We start from the raw sequence: 18712 nt of genomic DNA, 5'->3' as shown, positions 1-18712 counted from the left end.
AATTATTGTTTGGCAATCGAAATTTGTAATTCAACATCATCGATTACTATTTTGTTTCCATTATCTAAACTTTCTGTTAATTTAACCTCATCTGCTAAAATTTCCGAGCAAATGTATGTTTTATTTTGAGCTACAGCTGTAGCTACTAAATTATGGTTTTGTAAAGTCACAGTAATTCTATCTGTAACTTCGAAATTAAGTTCTTTTCTTAAATTCTGAATTCTGTTAATTAGTTCACGTGATAATCCTTCCTGTTTCAGTTCGTCAGTTATCGTAACATCAAGAGCAACAGTTAAGTTACCCATATTAGTTACCTGCCATCCTGGTATATCCTCAGCAATGATCTCAACGTCGCTCAACTCGATAACATAATTAGTGCCAGTAATTTGATATTTCCCCTCATTTTCAAACTGACTCAATTGTTCCTGTGTCAAGTTGTTTACCACTTCGGCAACCATTTTCATATCTTTACCAACCTTAGGACCTAGGGCTTTAAAGTTAGGTTTGATCTTTTTGGTAATGAAGCCAGCAGTGTCGGTAATATACTCAATATCCTTAATATTCGTTTCTGATAAGATTAATTCTTTAACTAATTCAACCCTTTCAGCAAATTTATTATCCAGTACCGGGATCAGGATTTTAGCCAAAGGCTGGCGAACATTGATGCTTGTTTTTTTACGCAGCGACAATACCATCGACGATATGTCTTGCGCCAGATGCATACGTTCATTCAGTTCAGTGTCAATCAAACTCTGATCCGCTTCTTTAAGCAGGGCAAGGTGTACAGATTCAACATTATTAGCAGCGTCTCCTGCAGTTAAATTCTGGAATAACCAGTCAGCAAAGAAAGGAGCTATAGGCGACATCAGTTGCGAGATACTAGTTAAACAAGCATATAAAGTTTCATACGCAGCTTTCTTATCCGCAGTCATTTCGCCCTTCCAGAAACGGCGACGTGATAAACGGATGTACCAGTTACTCAAGTGCTCGTCTACAAATGACTGAATTGCTCTTGCGGCTTTTGTAGGCTCATAAGCAGCATAGCTTTCATCCACCTCTGCAATTAATGTTTGCAGTAACGATAGGATCCATCTGTCAAGCTCACTACGTTCAGCAACCGGAGTCAGGTTGTCCTGGTCTATTTCAAATTTGTCGATATTTGCATAAAGGGCAAAGAACGCATAGGTATTGTAAAGCGTTCCAAAGAACTTGCGGCGTACCTCTGCAATTCCTTCAATATCGAACTTTAAGTTGTCCCAAGGATTTGCATTAGATATCATATACCAGCGCGTAGCATCCGGTCCATACTCTTCCAATGTCTTAAACGGATCAGCTGCGTTGCCCAGACGTTTAGACATTTTCTGCCCGTTTTTGTCGAGCACCAATCCATTTGAAACTACATTTTTATAGGCAATTTTATCAAAAACCAATGCTCCAATAGCGTGTAAAGTATAGAACCACCCACGGGTCTGGTCAACTCCTTCAGCTATAAAATCAGCAGGGAAGTCTTTTTGCTTATCAATTTTGTCCTTATTTTCAAAAGGATAATGCCATTGTGCGTACGGCATTGCACCAGAGTCAAACCATACATCGATCAAGTCACTTTCACGATTCATGGGTTTTCCTAAAGGTGAAACCAATATAATTTCGTCCACTACATTCTTATGCAGATCTACTAAATCATAATTAGCTTCAGACATGTTGCCGATCTCAAATCCTTTAAAAGGATTTTCTTTCATAAAGCCGGCTTCTATCGACTTTTCTATGGCGTTGTATAACTCTTCAACAGAGCCAATTAATATTTCTTCTCTTTTGTCTTCCGTTCTCCAGATTGGCAATGGAATTCCCCAATATCTAGAGCGCGAAAGGTTCCAGTCATTCGCATTTTTTAACCAGTTTCCAAAACGGCCTTCGCCTGTAGACTTTGGTTTCCAGTTAATGGTCTCATTCAAATCAAACATCCTGTCCTTAATGTCAGTTACTTTGATGAACCAGGAATCCAGAGGGTAATATAGTAGCGGCTCATCAGTTCTCCAGCTGTGTGGGTAACTGTGAACATACTTCTCTACCTTAAATGCTTTATTTTCTTCTTTCAGGCGGATGGCAATTTCTACGTCTACTGATTTCTCAGGAGCCTCCCCTTCGTTATAGTATTCATTTTTTACATACTTTCCGGCCAAATCGCCTAAGTGAGCAGTAAATCTTCCCTGCAAGTCTACCAATGGAACCGGAGATCCATTCTCATCCAAAACCAGCATCGGAGGTACCTCAGGCGTTGCTTCTTTAGCTACTTTAGCATCATCCGCACCAAAGGTTGGCGCAGTATGTACAATACCTGTTCCATCCTCTGTTGTCACAAAGTCTCCAAGGATCAAACGGAAAGCATTTTCCGGATTTTGGTATGGTAAGGTATAAGGTAAAAGCTGTTCATATTTAACGCCTACCAAGGCTGCGCCTTTACACTCCGTTAAAATCTGATAAGGGATCTTTTTGTCACCTTCTTTAAAATTACTGAAATCTTCCTCAGCAGTACTTTCAAAGTATATCTTGTTAAACTGTTTCCCTACCAGGTTCTTGGCTAAGATTACATTTACAGGAAGGTAAGTGTATTGATTAAAGGTTTTTACCAGTACATAATCTATTTTTGGGCCTACCGTCAGCGCTGTGTTCGATGGTAAAGTCCATGGTGTTGTCGTCCATGCCATGAAATGTATATCTCCAAACCCTTTCAGGAAAGCAGGTAACGTATCAGGTAATGATTTAAACTGGGCAACTATGGTAGTGTCGGTTACATCACGATATGCTCCCGGCTGATTTACCTCATGCGAGCTTAATCCTGTTCCAGCTTTTGGAGAGTAAGGTTGGATGGTATAGCCTTTATATAACAAGCCTTTATCGTAGATCTGCTTCAAAAGCCACCAAACCGATTCCATATACTTCGACTTATAGGTAATATAAGGGTCATCCATATCTACCCAATAGCCCATTTTCTCAGTAAGGTCGTTCCATACATCTGTATAGCGCATTACAGTTCTTTTGCAAGCCTCGTTGTACTCTTCAATTGAAATGGTTTTGCCTATATCTTCTTTGGTGATGCCAAGTTCCTTTTCAGTTCCCAGTTCTACAGGAAGTCCGTGAGTATCCCATCCTGCTTTTCTTTTTACCTGAAATCCTTTAATAGTTTTATAGCGGCAGAAAATATCTTTAATAGCACGTGCCATTACGTGATGAATACCAGGCATTCCATTTGCAGAAGGTGGCCCTTCGTAAAAAGTAAATGGGTTTGATTTTGAGCGGGTCGAAATGCTTTTTTCAAAGATGTTCTCCGCTTTCCAAAAATCAAGTATCTCTTTTCCTATTTTCGCTAGTTCTAACTGTTTAAATTCCCTATACATCAATCAAGTATCTCCAAAAATTAAGGATGCAAAGTTAAGTTATTAGAATGAGAAATTGAAGTGTTGTTTAAAGCTTTTAAACAGCTTGGTACCATCTCTAACTGTGTTGGGTATTGGATAATACGGCTTTAGATCGCCAATTGTTCGGTAAAAGTACCTGTTTTCCTAAGTAAAGGTGAAGTATCAGTGAGCCATCAGCGTTCTAACACAAAGTTAGGTATCTTTAATGCCACCAATTATTGTTGTAAGAAAATAAAATTGCATTTTCGCAGTTATTAAGATAATCTACACCCCTATCTATATCTATTCATGAAAAACCTTGATTTTTCCATTTTCCCTGTCATAAAGACCTCCCGTCTGGTACTCAGAGAATTATCTGCACAAGATGCCTTGCAAATTCATGCATTGAGATCTGACCCGAAAATTGCGGCCATGACTGGCAGAACACCCTCTACTGGTATAGAAGATGCCATGGCTCACATTTATAAGATTGGAAAACTTATAGAGAACAATGCCAGTATTTACTGGGCAATTTCTTTACTTGACAACCCTTCTTTAATCGGAACCATCTGTCTCTGGAATTTTGATACTGAAAATGCCATTGCTGAGATCGGTTACGAGCTGCTTCCCGATTTTCAGGGAAAAGGATTTATGAGAGAAGCCATTGCCGCGGTTATAAAGTACGGATTTGAAGAATTGAAAGTAAAAACCATAACGGCTTTCCCTTCAGCAAATAATATTAGTTCAGTAAAAGTTTTAAAGATGGCTGGTTTTAAAAGAGACAACAAAGTCTATCTGAATTCGCATGACGATAGTGTAGATAATCTGGTTACGTTTTCTTTAACATTGCCAGAATAACTTAAGAACCGATAAAATTTTCTCATTATTCTATTACAATTAAGGATTTATTATGATGTAATTAATCCCCGATGCTTTATTTGTGTAGTTCACCAAATGTAAACCATTAATAAACCATCAATTAGAATTCATGAATTTTTTTTATTGCAAAACGAGAACGAAACTTAGTATTTGTATAGTCCTTGCTCTTTTCGGAATAACCTATGCGGTTAATGCACAAAGCAAAAACAATCAAAAGCTAACGGATTTTGTCGATCCATTTATAGGGTCGGGCTCACACGGTCATGTTTTTATTGGGGCCAGTGTTCCTTTCGGAGGCGTGCAAATTGGCCCCGACAATTTTTATAAGGGCTGGGACTGGTGTTCCGGATACAACTATCAGGATAGCGTAATCAGAGGCTTTGCGCAAACCCATTTAAGCGGTACAGGAATAGGCGATCTTTCCGACATTGCCATCATGCCTTATCCTGGAGATCTTAAAACAGATAAGGGTCAGGAAAAAGTTCCCGGAAGTGGCTACGCTTCACTTTTCTCCCATAAGGATGAGCAAGTAAAACCAGGTTTCTATTCAGTAAAACTGGCAAACGGCGTCAACGTAGAACTAACCGCCTCCGAAAGGGTGGGTTATCATCGGTATCATTTTGCTGCAGGAAAAGAAGCACACGTGATCATTGATTTAAAGGAGGGCATTAATGATCAATCTACCGATACTCATATTGAACAGGTAGATGATTTTACATTCAAAGGTTATCGTAAACAACAAGTTATTTGCAGGCAAATATCGCATTAGCCCAATTGAGGGCCCTTTTTATCCGGTAACAGCAGAGGAAACAGATGTCAAGGGCACAACAACTCACGATTTTCATGTATTGCCTTATGTAGTTGTAGAATGGGTGGGTGATCTGGTAGTTACAGCCGACAAAAAGATTTCTGCTAAATTTAAGTTTAACAGAAATGAGGCGCCTGCCGGACAAACCAAACCGACCGTTGCAGATTACAGGTTGTTTGTTTCGACTACAAAATATGTAGGCAACAATAATTTCGATCCTGCAAATGGTCTGGTAACCGTTATCCCAAATGAGAATACCGAGGTTACCATTACCACAAATACAGCAATGAAATATGCTACTACTTACTACGTGAGGGTAGGTGTAAGGGTAAATGATAATTTCAAAAAGTACAATTATACCACAGTAAAAGAGATAACCGTAACACCATAATTTATTAGGTTAGTTAGTTAAGCGGCGAGGGCTTTGGCTTCCCAAGCCGCTTTTCTTATTTAAAACCTAACTGTACATTTATGTACATAGATTGTACGGAAATGAACAATAAATTGTTGGCATAAATACAAATGTGTGATATTTAGGTGTATGGCGTTGTTTCTGAGAATGGCATATCTTTGGCGTAAGAGATGAAAAAAACCGGAATATGTTTTTAATCAACTTTAAAATAGCTTTAAGAAACCTTTGGAAAAATAAAGGTTTTTCTCTGATCAATATTGGAGGATTAGCCATTGGCATGACCTGTTGTTTAATGCTCCTGGTGTATGTGGGTTACGAATGGAACTACGACAAACAATTTAAAGATGTAGATCGTATATACGCCGTTAAATTAACCTTAAATGTAAATGGAAAACTTTTAACAACAGACGCAACCCCAAATAAGCTTGCAGGTGCTGCTTTGGTAAGCTTGCCCTCGGTAGAAACTGCCAGCAGGATAGCGATGGGCGAGCCAACGAAATTATTTGGTACTGCCAATAACAATTTTAAGTTGACTACCCTAAATGTTGACCCTGGTTTTTTGAAGATATTTAATTACAAGTTTATTCAGGGAAACCCCGAAGCAGCTTTAAGCGAACCCAATTCGGTCTTACTTACCGCCTCAGCGGCTAAGAAATTATTTGGAAGTGTGAACGTTTTAGGCAGCAGTGTAAAGTGGGATAATAGTAAGATCCTGAAGGTATCTGCGGTAGTAGAGGATCTGCCAAAGAATATGACCCATCAATTCGAAGCATTGCAGCCCTGGTCATTTTTTGAACGAGAGCATCCCGGAGAGAAAGACAATGGTTGGGGAAGCATTACCTGTTTTACTTTATTCAAGTTAAAAGACAAAGCTAGTTTCGAGGCTACAGATGCCGCGGTAAGACAGCTGATTAAGAAAAACGATAAGGAGACCACTCTCCAGGCTTTTCTTTTTCCCTTTGGCAAATACCATCTTTATGATCGTTTTGAAAACGGTAAACCTGCTGGAGGAAGGATTGATCAGGTGAGGTTATTTATATTTTTGGCGTTCTGCGTTTTGTTGATCGCTTGTATTAATTATATGAACCTTTCTACCGCCCGATCAGAAAAACGTGCAAGAGAAGTAGGCGTTCGTAAGGCGCTTGGTGCCTCTAGAAAAATGCTGATCGGACAGTTCGTAATGGAATCACTTGTGCTTTCATTAATTGGTATTTTGATTGCATTTGTACTGCTAGAAGCACTGTTGCCTTATTTTAACAATCTGCTGGATATCTCTCTTCAAATCAATTACAATTCGCCCTACACATGGATTACATTGTTCTCGCTAATCCTATTTACTGGTATACTTGCGGGGAGTTATCCCGCGTTCTATTTGTCGTCCTTTACACCTGTAAAAGTATTAAAAGGCTTTACTGGAATGGGCAAATCCTCACTGCCAATGCGTAAAATACTTGTTGTGGTGCAGTTTACCATCTCAATTTGTATGATCGTTTGTGCTATCGTGATCTATTCCCAAATCCAATTCATAAAGAATAAACCGTTAGGATTTAACGAGAATAACCTAGTGCAACTGGATCTGGAAGGTGAGTGGTTAAAACCGCAGAAACTGGAGATCTTTAAGGCGGAGCTGAAAAATATCGCGGCCATTGTTTCGGCAACAGAATTTGCAAGTTCATTTACTCAGGGAGGCACAATAACCGGAGGCATTAGCTGGCCGGGTAAAGCTGCAAATGATAATTCTATTATAGATTATCGAAGTACAGGCTTCGATTTTGTAAAAACGATAGGGACGACGATGGTGATGGGAAGGGACTTCTCACCGAAATTTGTTGCTGATACAGCGACATCATTACTGCTAAATGAAAGTGCCGTGAGAACGATGGGGCTTAAAAATCCGGTGGGCGCTAAGATTACCTGGGGCGATCAGTCGCTAAATGTAATTGGTGTTGTTAAAGACTACACAAACGAACAATTGGGCGCAAAGTCAAAACCTACCGTATTTTATTGGAACATCGCTCAAAGTAAAGTATTACTACTTCGTCTTAATCCAGATCAACCGCTAAGCAAATCAGTTCAGTCTATCAAAGACATTAGCCATCGACTTAATCCTTCTTATCCGGCGGATCTCCAGTTTGTTAATCAGGGTATGCAGCAGAAGCTAAAAACAGAACGATTGCTCAGCGTGCTATCTAACCTGTTTGGTTGTTTTGCCATTTTTATCTCTTGTTTAGGCCTGCTAGGTCTTGCTTTATATATTGCAGAGCAGAGAAGTAAAGAAATCAGTATCAGGAAGGTTCTTGGTGCCGATTTGAAAAGTATTCTCATTCTTTTGAACAAAGATTTTATAAAACTGGTTATTCTGTCAAATATGATTGCTATTCCTGCTGCGTATATCATTGCGGTAAGGTGGCTTCAGAAATATGATTATAAAGTTGAAATGACTGCCTGGCCGTTTTTAATTGCTTTATTTTTGTCTGTATTTATTGCCATACTTACGGTAAGTTTTCAAACGGTTAAGGTTGCAAATGCGAACGCAGTTGATGCTTTGAAGTATGAATAGGTTCTGAAATAAGTTAAACTTTATCATACCTAAGCACATAATGGCGGTATAAATGGCTGATGCGGAATAGTTGCTCTGCAATGAATAGCAGCACTACTAACGGTAGTAATAATTCCATATGGTCTGACTTCCAAAAAATATAGGCAAATACAGTTAGGAGCCGGGTATACTCTAGGTAGTAAATCCATTTTCTTTGTTCCATTAAGGCCCCGCAGTTGATCAGCGTAAGCAGAACAAACCCTACAATAAACAGCTTATCGGCGGTTTCAAAGAAAGGATATAAACCGGTGATCAATGTTAAAAGAATTACACTGACAATTATTTGTATGTTTAAATATCCTCTGAATTTAAAACGATAAGAAGAGGAGGCTTTGTGCTGCAAGTATTTCTTTTCGAGCGTTGGCCTGATCTCCTGATCCAGTCTGGAGGGATGACCAAAGACGATTTTTAATTTGGTCCTTATGTCGGGTACTTTTTTACACGCAGCTAAAATTTCAAGGTAGTAATGGAAGTGCTGCCATAAGAAGCTGTAACTTTTTACGGGATGTGTAAGACCGTACTTAGGTGGTTCTTCTTCCCTTTGGAATGTTCCAAAGATCTTGTCCCAAAAAACGAATACATCTCCATAGTTCTTATCAAGATATTTCTCATCGCTGGCATGGTGAACGCCATGAATGGAAGGCGTAACCAGAATGTATTCTAGCCAGCCTAAATTTCTAATCAGCTGAGTATGGGTAAAAAAAGAATAGGCTCCATGGACAACAAGAATAGTGATCACCATAGTAGGATGAAACCCCAATAGTGGTATAACGCACCAAAAAAGATTTCTGATCAGAGCCTGAAAAACGGTGATCCTTGCTGATACGGTAAAGTTAAATTCTTCGCTTTGATGATGTACGATATGGGCTGCCCAAAGGATGTTTACCTCGTGACCCAAACGGTGATACCAGTACCAAACCAGATCTGTAACGAGTATCAATAATATCCATACCCACCAGGTATTTGGTATACTGAAAAGTGCGTAGTTGTTATAAATCCAAAAGAATAAGCTGTAGAAACTTGCTGATATAAAGAGATTCAGAAGTCTTTCGGCAATGCCTATGCTGAGGTTGGAAATTGAACTTTCATATTTGAATAAATGCGCCTTTTTTAGCTTCACAGCGATGCCGTACTCTAAAAATAGAAACACAAAAAAAGCTGGAATAGCGAAGGCTAAATAGTTAAAATGGCTAGTCATAATTTAATTCCTCTTAGCCAAATGTAAATAAATACTACTATTTTAGTAGTATTTATTTCAAATTATATGTTAGCGAATAACAATGTTTCCCTGCTCAATGTTTATACATTCCAAAATCGAATGGAGATTGTTTTGCTATTGTGTAACGATTGTTTAAGCATTGTATAACACCTAGTAATGTTGTAGTTATCAATGTTTTATGAAAGTCGTTTCTTCTTGCTTTTTTGCGGTAAAACAAGCCAATTAATAGGAATTAAAATTTATTTTAATAAAGTCTAGTAAATTAGTAGTTTTTATTTATACATTTGGGACTCAATAGTTGTTCTTGTAATTTACTTATCCAGAAAGACAGAGGGAAAGGCCCTACGACGTCTTAGCAACCTGTACGAGCTTTGCTTGTAAAAGGTGCTAATTCCTGCTCCGCGAATGTGGAGAAAGATAAAATGGTAAAGAGTTGTACCTCTTCTGCATAAGCTGACATCACAGAATGATTAATTATAAACAATTAATTAAAAAAGAGGAGGAAGAAATGAGAATTTATCTAGACAATGCTGCAACCACCCAACTGGACAAAGAGGTTTATAAGGAGATTATCCCTTACCTGCTGGAGCATTTTGGCAATCCATCATCACATCATGAAGATGGAAGAATTGTGAAAAACGCTATTGAAAATGCCAGAAATACCATTGCTGATCTTTTAAATACTGCACCCAATGAAATTATTTTTACAAGTGGTGGTACTGAGGCCGATAATACAGCAATATTATCAAGTGTGTATTCTGAGCAGGTTAAACACGTAATTACTACTCCATTTGAGCATCATGCAGTTCTGCATACACTAGAAGCGCTTAAAAAGCGTAGTGAGATAACCCTAAGCTTTATAAATACGGATGATAAGGGAAACATTGATGTTGAGCATTTACCGCAACTATTAAAAAATAAGGAGCGCTCACTGGTATCGGTAATGCATGCCAATAATGAAATTGGGAATTTAAACGATATTGAATTAATTGGTGAGCTCTGTTGTAGTAGCAACACTATTTTTCATTCAGATACGGTTCAGACCATTGGGCATTATCGCCATGATCTGTCAAAATTGAAGGCACATTTTGTAGCTGCATCGGCACATAAATTTCATGGTCCAAAAGGTGTAGGATTTATTTACTGTAAAAATGGGATCCAGCTTTCGAAGCTGATTCATGGCGGATCTCAGGAACGCAGGCTACGTGCAGGAACCGAAAATATTCATGGAATCATTGGACTGGCAAAAGCTTTGGAAATTGCTTACCGCGATATTGATGAACATGCAAGGTATATACAGAAACTAAAAGACAGGATGATCTTTAAATTGAAGGCCGAAATTGAAGGGGTGCAGTTTAATGGAAATTCGGCCGATGCGGATAAGAGCCTTTACACCGTGTTAAGTGTTAGCCTGCCACAACATGAAGGTGCTGATGACTTATTGGGGTATCTGGACCTGAATAATATTTCTGTGTCTGGGGGAAGCGCCTGCTCTACAGGGTCGGCATCGCATGTGCTTAAAGCAATTAATGCAGATCCATCCCGTCATACGGTGCGCTTTTCGTTTAGTAAGTATAACACCATGGAAGAAATAGATTATACCGTTGAAAGGCTTTCTGCAATTTATAATGCGGTAACTATATAATGAGCTTAATGGTAAAAATTAACATCCTGGCTGTGTAGATTGCGTGGCTTTATGCAATGGTGGAAAGTTCATTCAGCTCGCTTTCTGCAACACGCCGGGATGTTAATTCATAAACGTTTAACAATATACAACAACGGCTAATAGAAGGCCGAATTATAACATAAAAAATAAATACTACTAAATTAGTAGATTTTTTTTGAATTGTTATTTCTAAGCATTACCTTTACATCAATCTAATAAAGCTCCACCCCTTAGTAGATGATTTTTATTGCCAACATCTAGTAACTCCACCATTAATAGATGATTTATAAAATTTTCTAAAAAATGATTTTTAGAAATATAAATTAACTAGTGATATGAAAAATTTAAAATTCTGTTGTTGTATGTGCATGTAGTTTCTACAGCATTCCCTGATTGATTTTCTTGAATTTATTCGTCAGAATCTAATAGCCAGGCTATTGAGGCAGGAATCGTTATGCCCAAAATTCTCTTAAACAACCTAAAAAACCCCCTATACAATGAACTTAAAAGATTATCTATTTAAAGCTAAATGCCTGTCGGCAGGTATTTTATTGAGTGGTGCAGCACTTGCAGGAACTAAACCTGAACCTGCAAAATTTATTAAAGAGGGCGTATGGCGCGGCGTATTTACCGTAAGCGAATCGCAGGTTCCCTTTAATTTCGAACTAAAAGGAAAAGATCCTCAACATGCAGTGTTTACCCTTTTAAATGGCACTCGCCGCGATGATTTCCATGTACAGCTAATTGGCAAAGACTCCATATTCGTTAAAATGAACACCTATGATGCCGCTTTGGTAGCTAAAATAGAAGACGATGGAAGGCTAACTGGCGAATACCGTAGTTTGGTGCCTAATTTTAGAGGAAATGCACTTCCTTTTACAGCAGAATACGGTAAGGCATATCGCTTTGTTGAGCCAGGAAAAGATGTGGCACCAAAAGCAGATTTAAGCGGTAAATGGGAACTTAAGCTTTATAGTAAAGAAGCGGTTCCGGCCTCTATTGCCGTATTAAAGCAATCGGGAAATAAACTTACCGGTGTGATAATGACTGTTGTTGGCGATAGCCGCGAAATTGAAGGTACGGTACAAGGTGATGAATTTGCTTTATCAGGTTTTACAGGCCCCAGCCCTTTCATTATTAAAGGAAAGATAAATGAAGATGGAACCCTTTCCGGAGAGCAGGGTTTTGGAATTTATAAGAACATCAAATTTGATGCGACCAAAAACAATGTTGCTGATTTGCCTGATCCTTATAAACTAACCTTTTTAAAGGAAGGGTATAAAAAGCTTGACTTTACTTTTCCTGATTTGAACGGTAAATCTGTTTCGCTAAGCGATGACAAGTATAAAGGTAAGGTAGTGATTGTAGAGATTATCGGTACCTGGTGCCCTAACTGTACAGATCAGACCGTGTTTTTGTCGCCATGGTTTAATAAAAATCAAAAGCGTGGTGTAGAAGCCATTGCAATAGGCTTTGAACAGAAAGACAGCTTGGAGTATGCTAAATATACGCTAGGGAAACTAAGGGATAAATATGATATCAAGTACGACATACTTTTTGGCGGCCTTGCCGATAAAAAGCTGGTAGCTCAAAAACTCCCTGCACTTAACAAGTTCATTGCTTTTCCGACAACCATAATCATAGACAGAAAAGGTGAGGTGAGAGAGATTTACACCGGATATACCGGCACTGTAACCGGGAAGTATTACGATGATTATGAGAAGAAATTTAATAAAGTGCTCGACGAATTATTGGCTGAACCTGAACCAACTGCAACCCTTCAAAATGCAGATACAAGCAATACCATAAAAGGTAAATAATAGTATAACCATAAAAATTAAACGATGAATAAGCGCAATTTTTTAAAAGAATTATTATTACTCTCATTAGGCTTACTTGTAGGCGTATCTGTATGGGCTTTAGATAAGACCCATGCCGGAAAAGTAATTAAAGAAGGTGTTTGGCGGGGTGTATTTAATGTTAGTGAAACCCAGGTGCCATTTAATTTTGAATTTAAAGGCAAAGATCTTGAACACGGCACATTTACACTGTTAAATGGGACTAGACGCGATGATTTCCATGTAACCCGCCTAGGCGAGGATTCGATTTTTATTAAAATGAATACCTATGATGCAGCACTTGTTGCCAAAATAGAAGATGATGGAACATTAAGTGGAGAGTATCGCAGTCTGGTGCCAGGTTTTAGAGGTAACTCGTTACCGTTTATAGCAGAACATGGTAAGAACTACCGCTTTGTTGAACCTGGTAAGGACGTTGCGCCAACTGCAAACATAAGTGGCAAATGGGAATTGAAGTTTTATTCTAAAGAGCAGGTTCCTAATAAAGTGGCCTTGTTAAAGCAAAATGGAAACAAACTTACCGGTGTAATTTTACAGGTTACAGGCGATAGTCGTGAATTGGAAGGTACGGTACAAGGCGATGAGTTTGTGTTGTCGGGTTTTACAGGCCCAAGCCCTAAAATTTATAAGGGTAAGATTAATGCAGATGGCACCATTAGCGGTGTAATATCGGCAGGGATTTACGATAATACCAAGTTTGATGGGGTAAAGGACGATAAGGCTGAATTGCCTGATCCGTATAAGCTTACTTTTTTAAAGGAAGGTTATAAAAAGCTGGACTTTACTTTCCCTGATCTTACGGGTAAACCAGTATCCTTAAGTGATGATAAATATAAAGGCAAAGTAGTTATTGTTGAGATTGTTGGCACCTGGTGCCCTAACTGTACTGATCAGACTATATTTCTTTCGCCATGGTTCAATAAGAACCAAAAGCGTGGTGTAGAGGCTATTGCTATTGGCTTTGAACAAAAAGATAGTTTACAGTATGCACAGTATACACTGGGTAAATTGAGAGACAAGTATGATGTTAAATACGACATTTTATTTGGCGGCCTTGCCGATAAAAAGGTGGTGTCTCAGAAACTACCTGCGCTGAACAAATTTATTGCTTTTCCAACTACTATAATTATCGATAGAAAAGGCGAAGTGCGCGAGATCTATACAGGCTATACGGGTACAGTGACGGGCAAATATTATAAAGAATACGAAAAGAAATTTAATGATCTGCTAGATGTTCTGATTGCAGAAGCAGTGCCTTCGAATGCATCAACAAAATCTGACAATACTTTAAAAGGAAAGTAATAGAAATCCCTCTTCCCCTGGTGCAGACTTAGGTTTGTACCAGGGAATTTAAACCACTAAATAATTAAACAAGAATATGAAATTAATACTAACTCTTTCTGCAATTACTGCAACTTCATTATTGGTTTTTACAGAACCTGTAAAGCCAACAAATTCTAATAAAACAGTTTTATCTACTAAAAAAGTAGTGTCGGGCAAAGGCGCCATTGTTAAGGCATTGGTGTTTAAAGTCGACAATGAAGGCAGTAAATTAACCTGGTTGGCAAAAAAGGCTACGGGCGAACATAGTGGAACTGTTAAAGTAAGCAACGGTAGTTTTACGGTAGAGAATAATACTTTAAAAACCGGGAGCTTCGATATTGATACCCGTACAATAACCAATGCTGACCTTACAGATGAAAGTGCGAATGCAAAATTAGTCGGGCACCTTAAAAGCGAAGATTTTTTTAGTGCAGAGAAGTTTCCTAAAGCGAATTTTGTAATCAGCTCTGCCACCAAAACTACAGTTAACCAATACAATGTTAAGGGCAAACTAACAATTAAAGGGATAACCAACGATGTGAGTTTCCCGGCAACAATTGCTGTAAATGGTAAAAAATTAACAGCTAATGCCAAGATAACTATAGACCGTACCAAATACGACATTAAATTCCGCTCTAAAAACTTCTTTGAAAACCTGGGCGATAAAGTGATCTATGATGATTTTGATATCGATGTGGCGCTGGTAGCCAGTGCTCAATAATCGCATGACCTTACATTAATCATGAAAAAAAGAAATACCATACTTATACTGATAGCCTTTGTTTTCCTGTTGATCACCCAGTTAAGTTTCATGTCGGCTAGCGACGAGATACAGACCCGGGAACAACTTGGCAGTAAGCTGTTTTTTGATAACATACTATCGAAAGACCGGACAATTAATTGTTCGTCGTGCCACAGACCGGAATTTGCTTTTGCTGATACTGCAGTATTTAGTAAAGGTATTGGAGGAAAACTTACATCCCGGAATTCTCCGGGATTAACCAATTTATCTGGTCGTACTCACTTTTTTTGGGATGGCCGGGCCTCGTCACTTGAGGAACAGGCTTTAGGGCCAATAACATCGCCTGATGAAATGGGCTTAACCATTGACGAGGCAATTGAACGACTTAATAACGATAAATTCTATGCAGACGCTTTTAAAAAAGTATTTAAAGCAGCGCCAAATAAAGATAATTTGTTGAAAGCACTAGCTGCTTTTGAACGGACGCTGGAAACAAATAACAGTCCTTATGACCGATATATAAATGGAGATGACAACGCTATGTCGGAAGCCGCCATACGCGGACGCCTTCTGTTTATAGGTAAGGGGAATTGTAACAACTGTCATTCAGGTGAAGATTTTACTGCTGACAGGTTTAAAAACATCGGCTTGTATAATGGAAAAACGTTGAATGATGCCGGCCGGTTCAGCATAACAAAGGACAGTACTGTATTGGGAGAGTTTAAAATACCCGGCTTACGTAATGCGGCGTTAACAGCTCCATACATGCATAACGGGAAATTTAAAACTTTACGGAGCGTGGTAGAATACTACAACAATCCGTCGGTAGTGGTTAATGATGGTATTAACAGGGATTTATCATTGGATAAACCGTTGAATCTATCGAGCCAGGAAATGGATGATATTGTAGCTTTTCTAGGTGCGCTTACCGACGACAGGTTCCTGTTGAACAAGTAAAAATATATAACTGACAGAATGGAATATATGCTTAAATGCGTGTAGGGGATATCCTTTTGTCTAAACCTAACTAAATCATAATGAAAAAAATTATACCGGTACTGTTGTTCTTTAGCTTTTTTTATGGGCAAAATTTATATGCGCAAAGGCGTATAATCAAAGGGGTGGTTACCTCAGCAGACGATAATTTGCCTATACCCGGAGTTTCGGTAAGGGTAAAGGGGCTTGATGACGGGCCGGCCACAAAGGAAGACGGAAGTTACCAGGTTACGATTAAGAATGGAAGGAGATTGATTTTTTCTTACATCGGATATGAAACGCAGGAGGCAGAAATTGATGGTAAGGAAATAATAAATATTAGTCTTAAACCTTCATCAAGCTCACTGAGTGAGGTAAATATTGTTGGTTCTAACAACGCAAACAGAACTAAGCTTACTTCAGCAAACCCCGTAGATATTATTGATATAAAAGCGCTTCAGGAATCAGCACCCCAGGTAACCGTTACGCAATTGCTGCAATATGTATCTCCATCATTTCACTCCTCTGTTTCAGGTGGGGGAGATGCCGCTTCGGCAACATCAACAGCACAGCTTAGGGGGCTTGGTGTAGATCAGTTATTGGTATTGATTAATGGAAAAAGAAGACATAAAAGTTCAAACATTAGCTGGGGTGGACTAGGAAATGGAGCAACTGGCTATGATCTTAATTCCATCCCGACAGGATCTATTGAAAGAATTGAAATACTGCGTGACGGTGCTGCGGCCCAATATGGTTCTGATGCTATTGCCGGGGTTATTAATATAGTCCTAAAGAAAAGTACGGACCAGCTGTCGCTTAGCTCAACTGCAAGTGCACGCAGACGCGGCGATGGATTAACCACAAGGACTAGCAGTAATTATGGGGTTAAGCTTGGAAATAAAGGCGGCTTTTTGAACGTAACCGGAGAATTTGCTACCCAGGCTGTATCGTTGCCGGTTGGTAATGATGATGCGGGGTTGTATATCGGGCCTGCCTACGGTGGTGGCGCTAATACAAGGGGGTTTGATCAGATCTATACTAAAGAGATTGACGATGCAATTATAGCCAGCAGAGGTATTGACAGACACTATTTTGATCAGCGTGGCAGTACAAATAAGGCTATAGATGGATTGCTTTTCTTTAATGCTTCTGTTCCTTTAAAGGAAGATGTGGAGTTGTATTCGTTTGGAGGTATTAGTCACCGTAATTCGCAATTTACAGCAGTATACCGTTTACCGGGTTGGACTGAGCGCAACAACACCTTTATTTATCCCGATGGGTTTTTACCGGCGATGGATAACATCATTTCTGACAAGTCGTTTGCCCTGGGCGTAAAAGCAAAGGTAAAAGACTGGAAAGTTGACATTTCAAACGTGTATGGCATTAATGATTTTGGGAATGTGATCACTAACTCTTTGAATGCCAGTTTGGGCCAGCGCACACCACGTAAGTTTGATGCAGGCAGTTATAACGCAAGCCAGAATACAACCAGTCTGGATTTTAGCCGCTATTTTGAAAAAGTACTAAAAGGACTTAATGTTGCATTTGGCAGTCAATACCGTGTAGAGAGCTATCAGATCATTGCAGGTGAGGAAGCCTCATATTCAAAAGGCGATTTGAGGGCAATTTACGGGGTCGATACTACAGCGGGTGGTGTTCCTTATACTACTTCTTTAGGTTTAACACCACTAAATGGCCTGTCGCCAGGTTCGCAGGTCCATGCAGGTTTTCGCCCATCAAATGAGGTGAACGTAAACCGATCTATTTCTGCTGGATATTTAGATCTGGAGTTAAATGTTACTTCAAAATGGTTACTTTCTGGTGCGGTACGTGTCGAGAATTATTCGGACTTTGGAAGTGTGTTTACTTACAAAGGTGCAACACGCTATAGTGTTACCGGCTGGCTTGGCGTAAGAGGATCGATAAATACCGGATTTAGGGCGCCTGATCTTGCACAGTTTTATTATACGGAAACCTCTACAACTTTTCAAAATGGTGTAGCCATTGATCAGGTTACCGCAAACAATGTAAATCCGGCTACAAAAGCATTGGGGATTCCGGAATTAAAAGCAGAAAGATCTAAGGGATATACGGCCGGTTTAACCGCATCACCAATACCAAATGTGGAACTTACGGTCGACGCTTACCAAATTGACATTAAAGACAGGGTTGGTAATACCGGACGCTTTTCGGCAACTGATACCAATTTGCCTGCCGATGTTAGGGCCTTATTTGTACAAACGGGTACGATACAGGCAAAGTTTTTTTACAATTCATTTAGCACCAGTACAAAGGGTATTGAGCTAACCGGAAGCTATAAGTTCCTGTTCAATAATGGAGCAAATGCTACTTTTCTTGCCAGTGCAAACTTTTTAGATACTAAGCTGACTAAAGTAAATACACCAAAAGGGTTAGAAGCTTACCGATATATTATTTTTGATGAATCGGAAAAAGCAAGGGTAACAAACAACATTCCATCAAAGAAAATAACCTTGCAGGGAACTTATAACCTTGATAGGTTTAATTTTTTAGTGCGGGCAGTGTATTTTGGATCGGTAACATCGGTGTCGCAGCTTAATGCTAACTTCCCTAAACCAGATTACTACTACCAGGTTTTTAGTCCGATTTGGATAGCAGATGTTTCTGCGGGATATAGGATTAGCCCAAGCATATTGGCAACGGTTGGTGCCAATAACTTATTCAATGTTCTGGGCGATTATAGTATTCCTGCACCTGGAAGTAATATCACGCGCAACCCTGGTCCAGGTGGTACCCAAGCCGGAACAAATACAGGTATACAGCCATTTGTAAGATTATCGGCTAAGTTCTAATTAT

Annotated in this window: 12 protein-coding genes and 1 riboswitch; of the genes, 10 read left to right on the top strand and 2 right to left on the bottom strand. The window is 39.1% G+C overall.

Translation table 11 applies throughout. The features are described 5' to 3' along the window. Positions 1 to 2: 2 nt before the first annotated feature. Positions 3 to 3395 (bottom strand): isoleucine--tRNA ligase, encoded by a 3393-nt coding sequence (gene ileS, locus AC6CH7_RS18385; RefSeq protein ID WP_498264133.1) that lies wholly within the window; start codon positions 3393 to 3395, stop codon positions 3 to 5. Between the two features lie 309 nt (positions 3396 to 3704). Here ileS and AC6CH7_RS18380 point away from each other — a divergent pair, with 309 nt between their 5' ends. The 4 genes from AC6CH7_RS18380 (at position 3705) to AC6CH7_RS18365 (ending at position 8054) form a co-directional block, all read left to right on the top strand. Next, entirely contained in the window at positions 3705 to 4253 is a 549-nt protein-coding gene (locus AC6CH7_RS18380; RefSeq protein ID WP_498264132.1) for a GNAT family N-acetyltransferase, read from the top strand. A gap of 130 nt (positions 4254 to 4383) precedes the next feature. Further along, complete coding sequence (locus AC6CH7_RS18375) at positions 4384 to 5043, top strand: hypothetical protein (protein ID WP_498264131.1); 660 nt, start codon at positions 4384 to 4386, stop codon at positions 5041 to 5043. Further along, positions 4982 to 5473 (top strand): DUF3823 domain-containing protein, encoded by a 492-nt coding sequence (locus AC6CH7_RS18370; protein ID WP_498264130.1) that lies wholly within the window; start codon positions 4982 to 4984, stop codon positions 5471 to 5473. Before AC6CH7_RS18375 ends, AC6CH7_RS18370 begins: the two co-directional genes overlap by 62 nt. A 208-nt stretch (positions 5474 to 5681) precedes the next feature. After that, complete coding sequence (locus AC6CH7_RS18365; protein WP_498264129.1) at positions 5682 to 8054, top strand: ABC transporter permease; 2373 nt, start codon at positions 5682 to 5684, stop codon at positions 8052 to 8054. 13 nt (positions 8055 to 8067) lie between these two features. On the opposite strand, the gene AC6CH7_RS18360 is transcribed toward AC6CH7_RS18365, so the two are convergent. Beyond that, positions 8068 to 9291 carry a sterol desaturase family protein gene (locus tag AC6CH7_RS18360; RefSeq protein WP_498264128.1) on the bottom strand — a complete coding sequence of 408 codons (1224 nt, stop codon included), beginning with the start codon at positions 9289 to 9291 and terminating at the stop codon, positions 8068 to 8070. 333 nt (positions 9292 to 9624) lie between these two features. After that, positions 9625 to 9736: riboswitch (SAM riboswitch) on the top strand. Between the two features lie 84 nt (positions 9737 to 9820). Here AC6CH7_RS18360 and AC6CH7_RS18355 point away from each other — a divergent pair. From AC6CH7_RS18355 to AC6CH7_RS18330, 6 genes are all read left to right on the top strand, one after another. Continuing rightward, positions 9821 to 10957 carry a cysteine desulfurase family protein gene (locus AC6CH7_RS18355; protein WP_498264127.1) on the top strand — a complete coding sequence of 379 codons (1137 nt, stop codon included), beginning with the start codon at positions 9821 to 9823 and terminating at the stop codon, positions 10955 to 10957. Positions 10958 to 11475: 518 nt separating this feature from the next. Beyond that, positions 11476 to 12798: a peroxiredoxin family protein gene (locus AC6CH7_RS18350; RefSeq protein WP_498264126.1), complete on the top strand. Its 1323-nt coding sequence runs from the start codon at positions 11476 to 11478 to the stop codon at positions 12796 to 12798. 24 nt (positions 12799 to 12822) lie between these two features. Next, on the top strand, positions 12823 to 14139 hold the full coding sequence (locus AC6CH7_RS18345) for a peroxiredoxin family protein (protein ID WP_498264125.1): 1317 nt from the start codon (positions 12823 to 12825) through the stop codon (positions 14137 to 14139). 76 nt (positions 14140 to 14215) lie between these two features. Beyond that, positions 14216 to 14881, top strand: coding sequence for a YceI family protein (locus AC6CH7_RS18340; RefSeq protein ID WP_498264124.1), 666 nt, complete (start codon positions 14216 to 14218; stop codon positions 14879 to 14881). A 21-nt stretch (positions 14882 to 14902) separates the two neighbouring features. Next, positions 14903 to 15859, top strand: coding sequence for a cytochrome-c peroxidase (locus AC6CH7_RS18335; protein WP_498264123.1), 957 nt, complete (start codon positions 14903 to 14905; stop codon positions 15857 to 15859). A gap of 80 nt (positions 15860 to 15939) precedes the next feature. Then, positions 15940 to 18708 (top strand): TonB-dependent receptor, encoded by a 2769-nt coding sequence (locus tag AC6CH7_RS18330; RefSeq protein ID WP_498264122.1) that lies wholly within the window; start codon positions 15940 to 15942, stop codon positions 18706 to 18708. Positions 18709 to 18712: the final 4 nt, after the last annotated feature.

The organism is Pedobacter sp. GQ55, from assembly GCF_059758925.1.
This window is presented reverse-complemented; position numbering and strand designations above follow the sequence as displayed.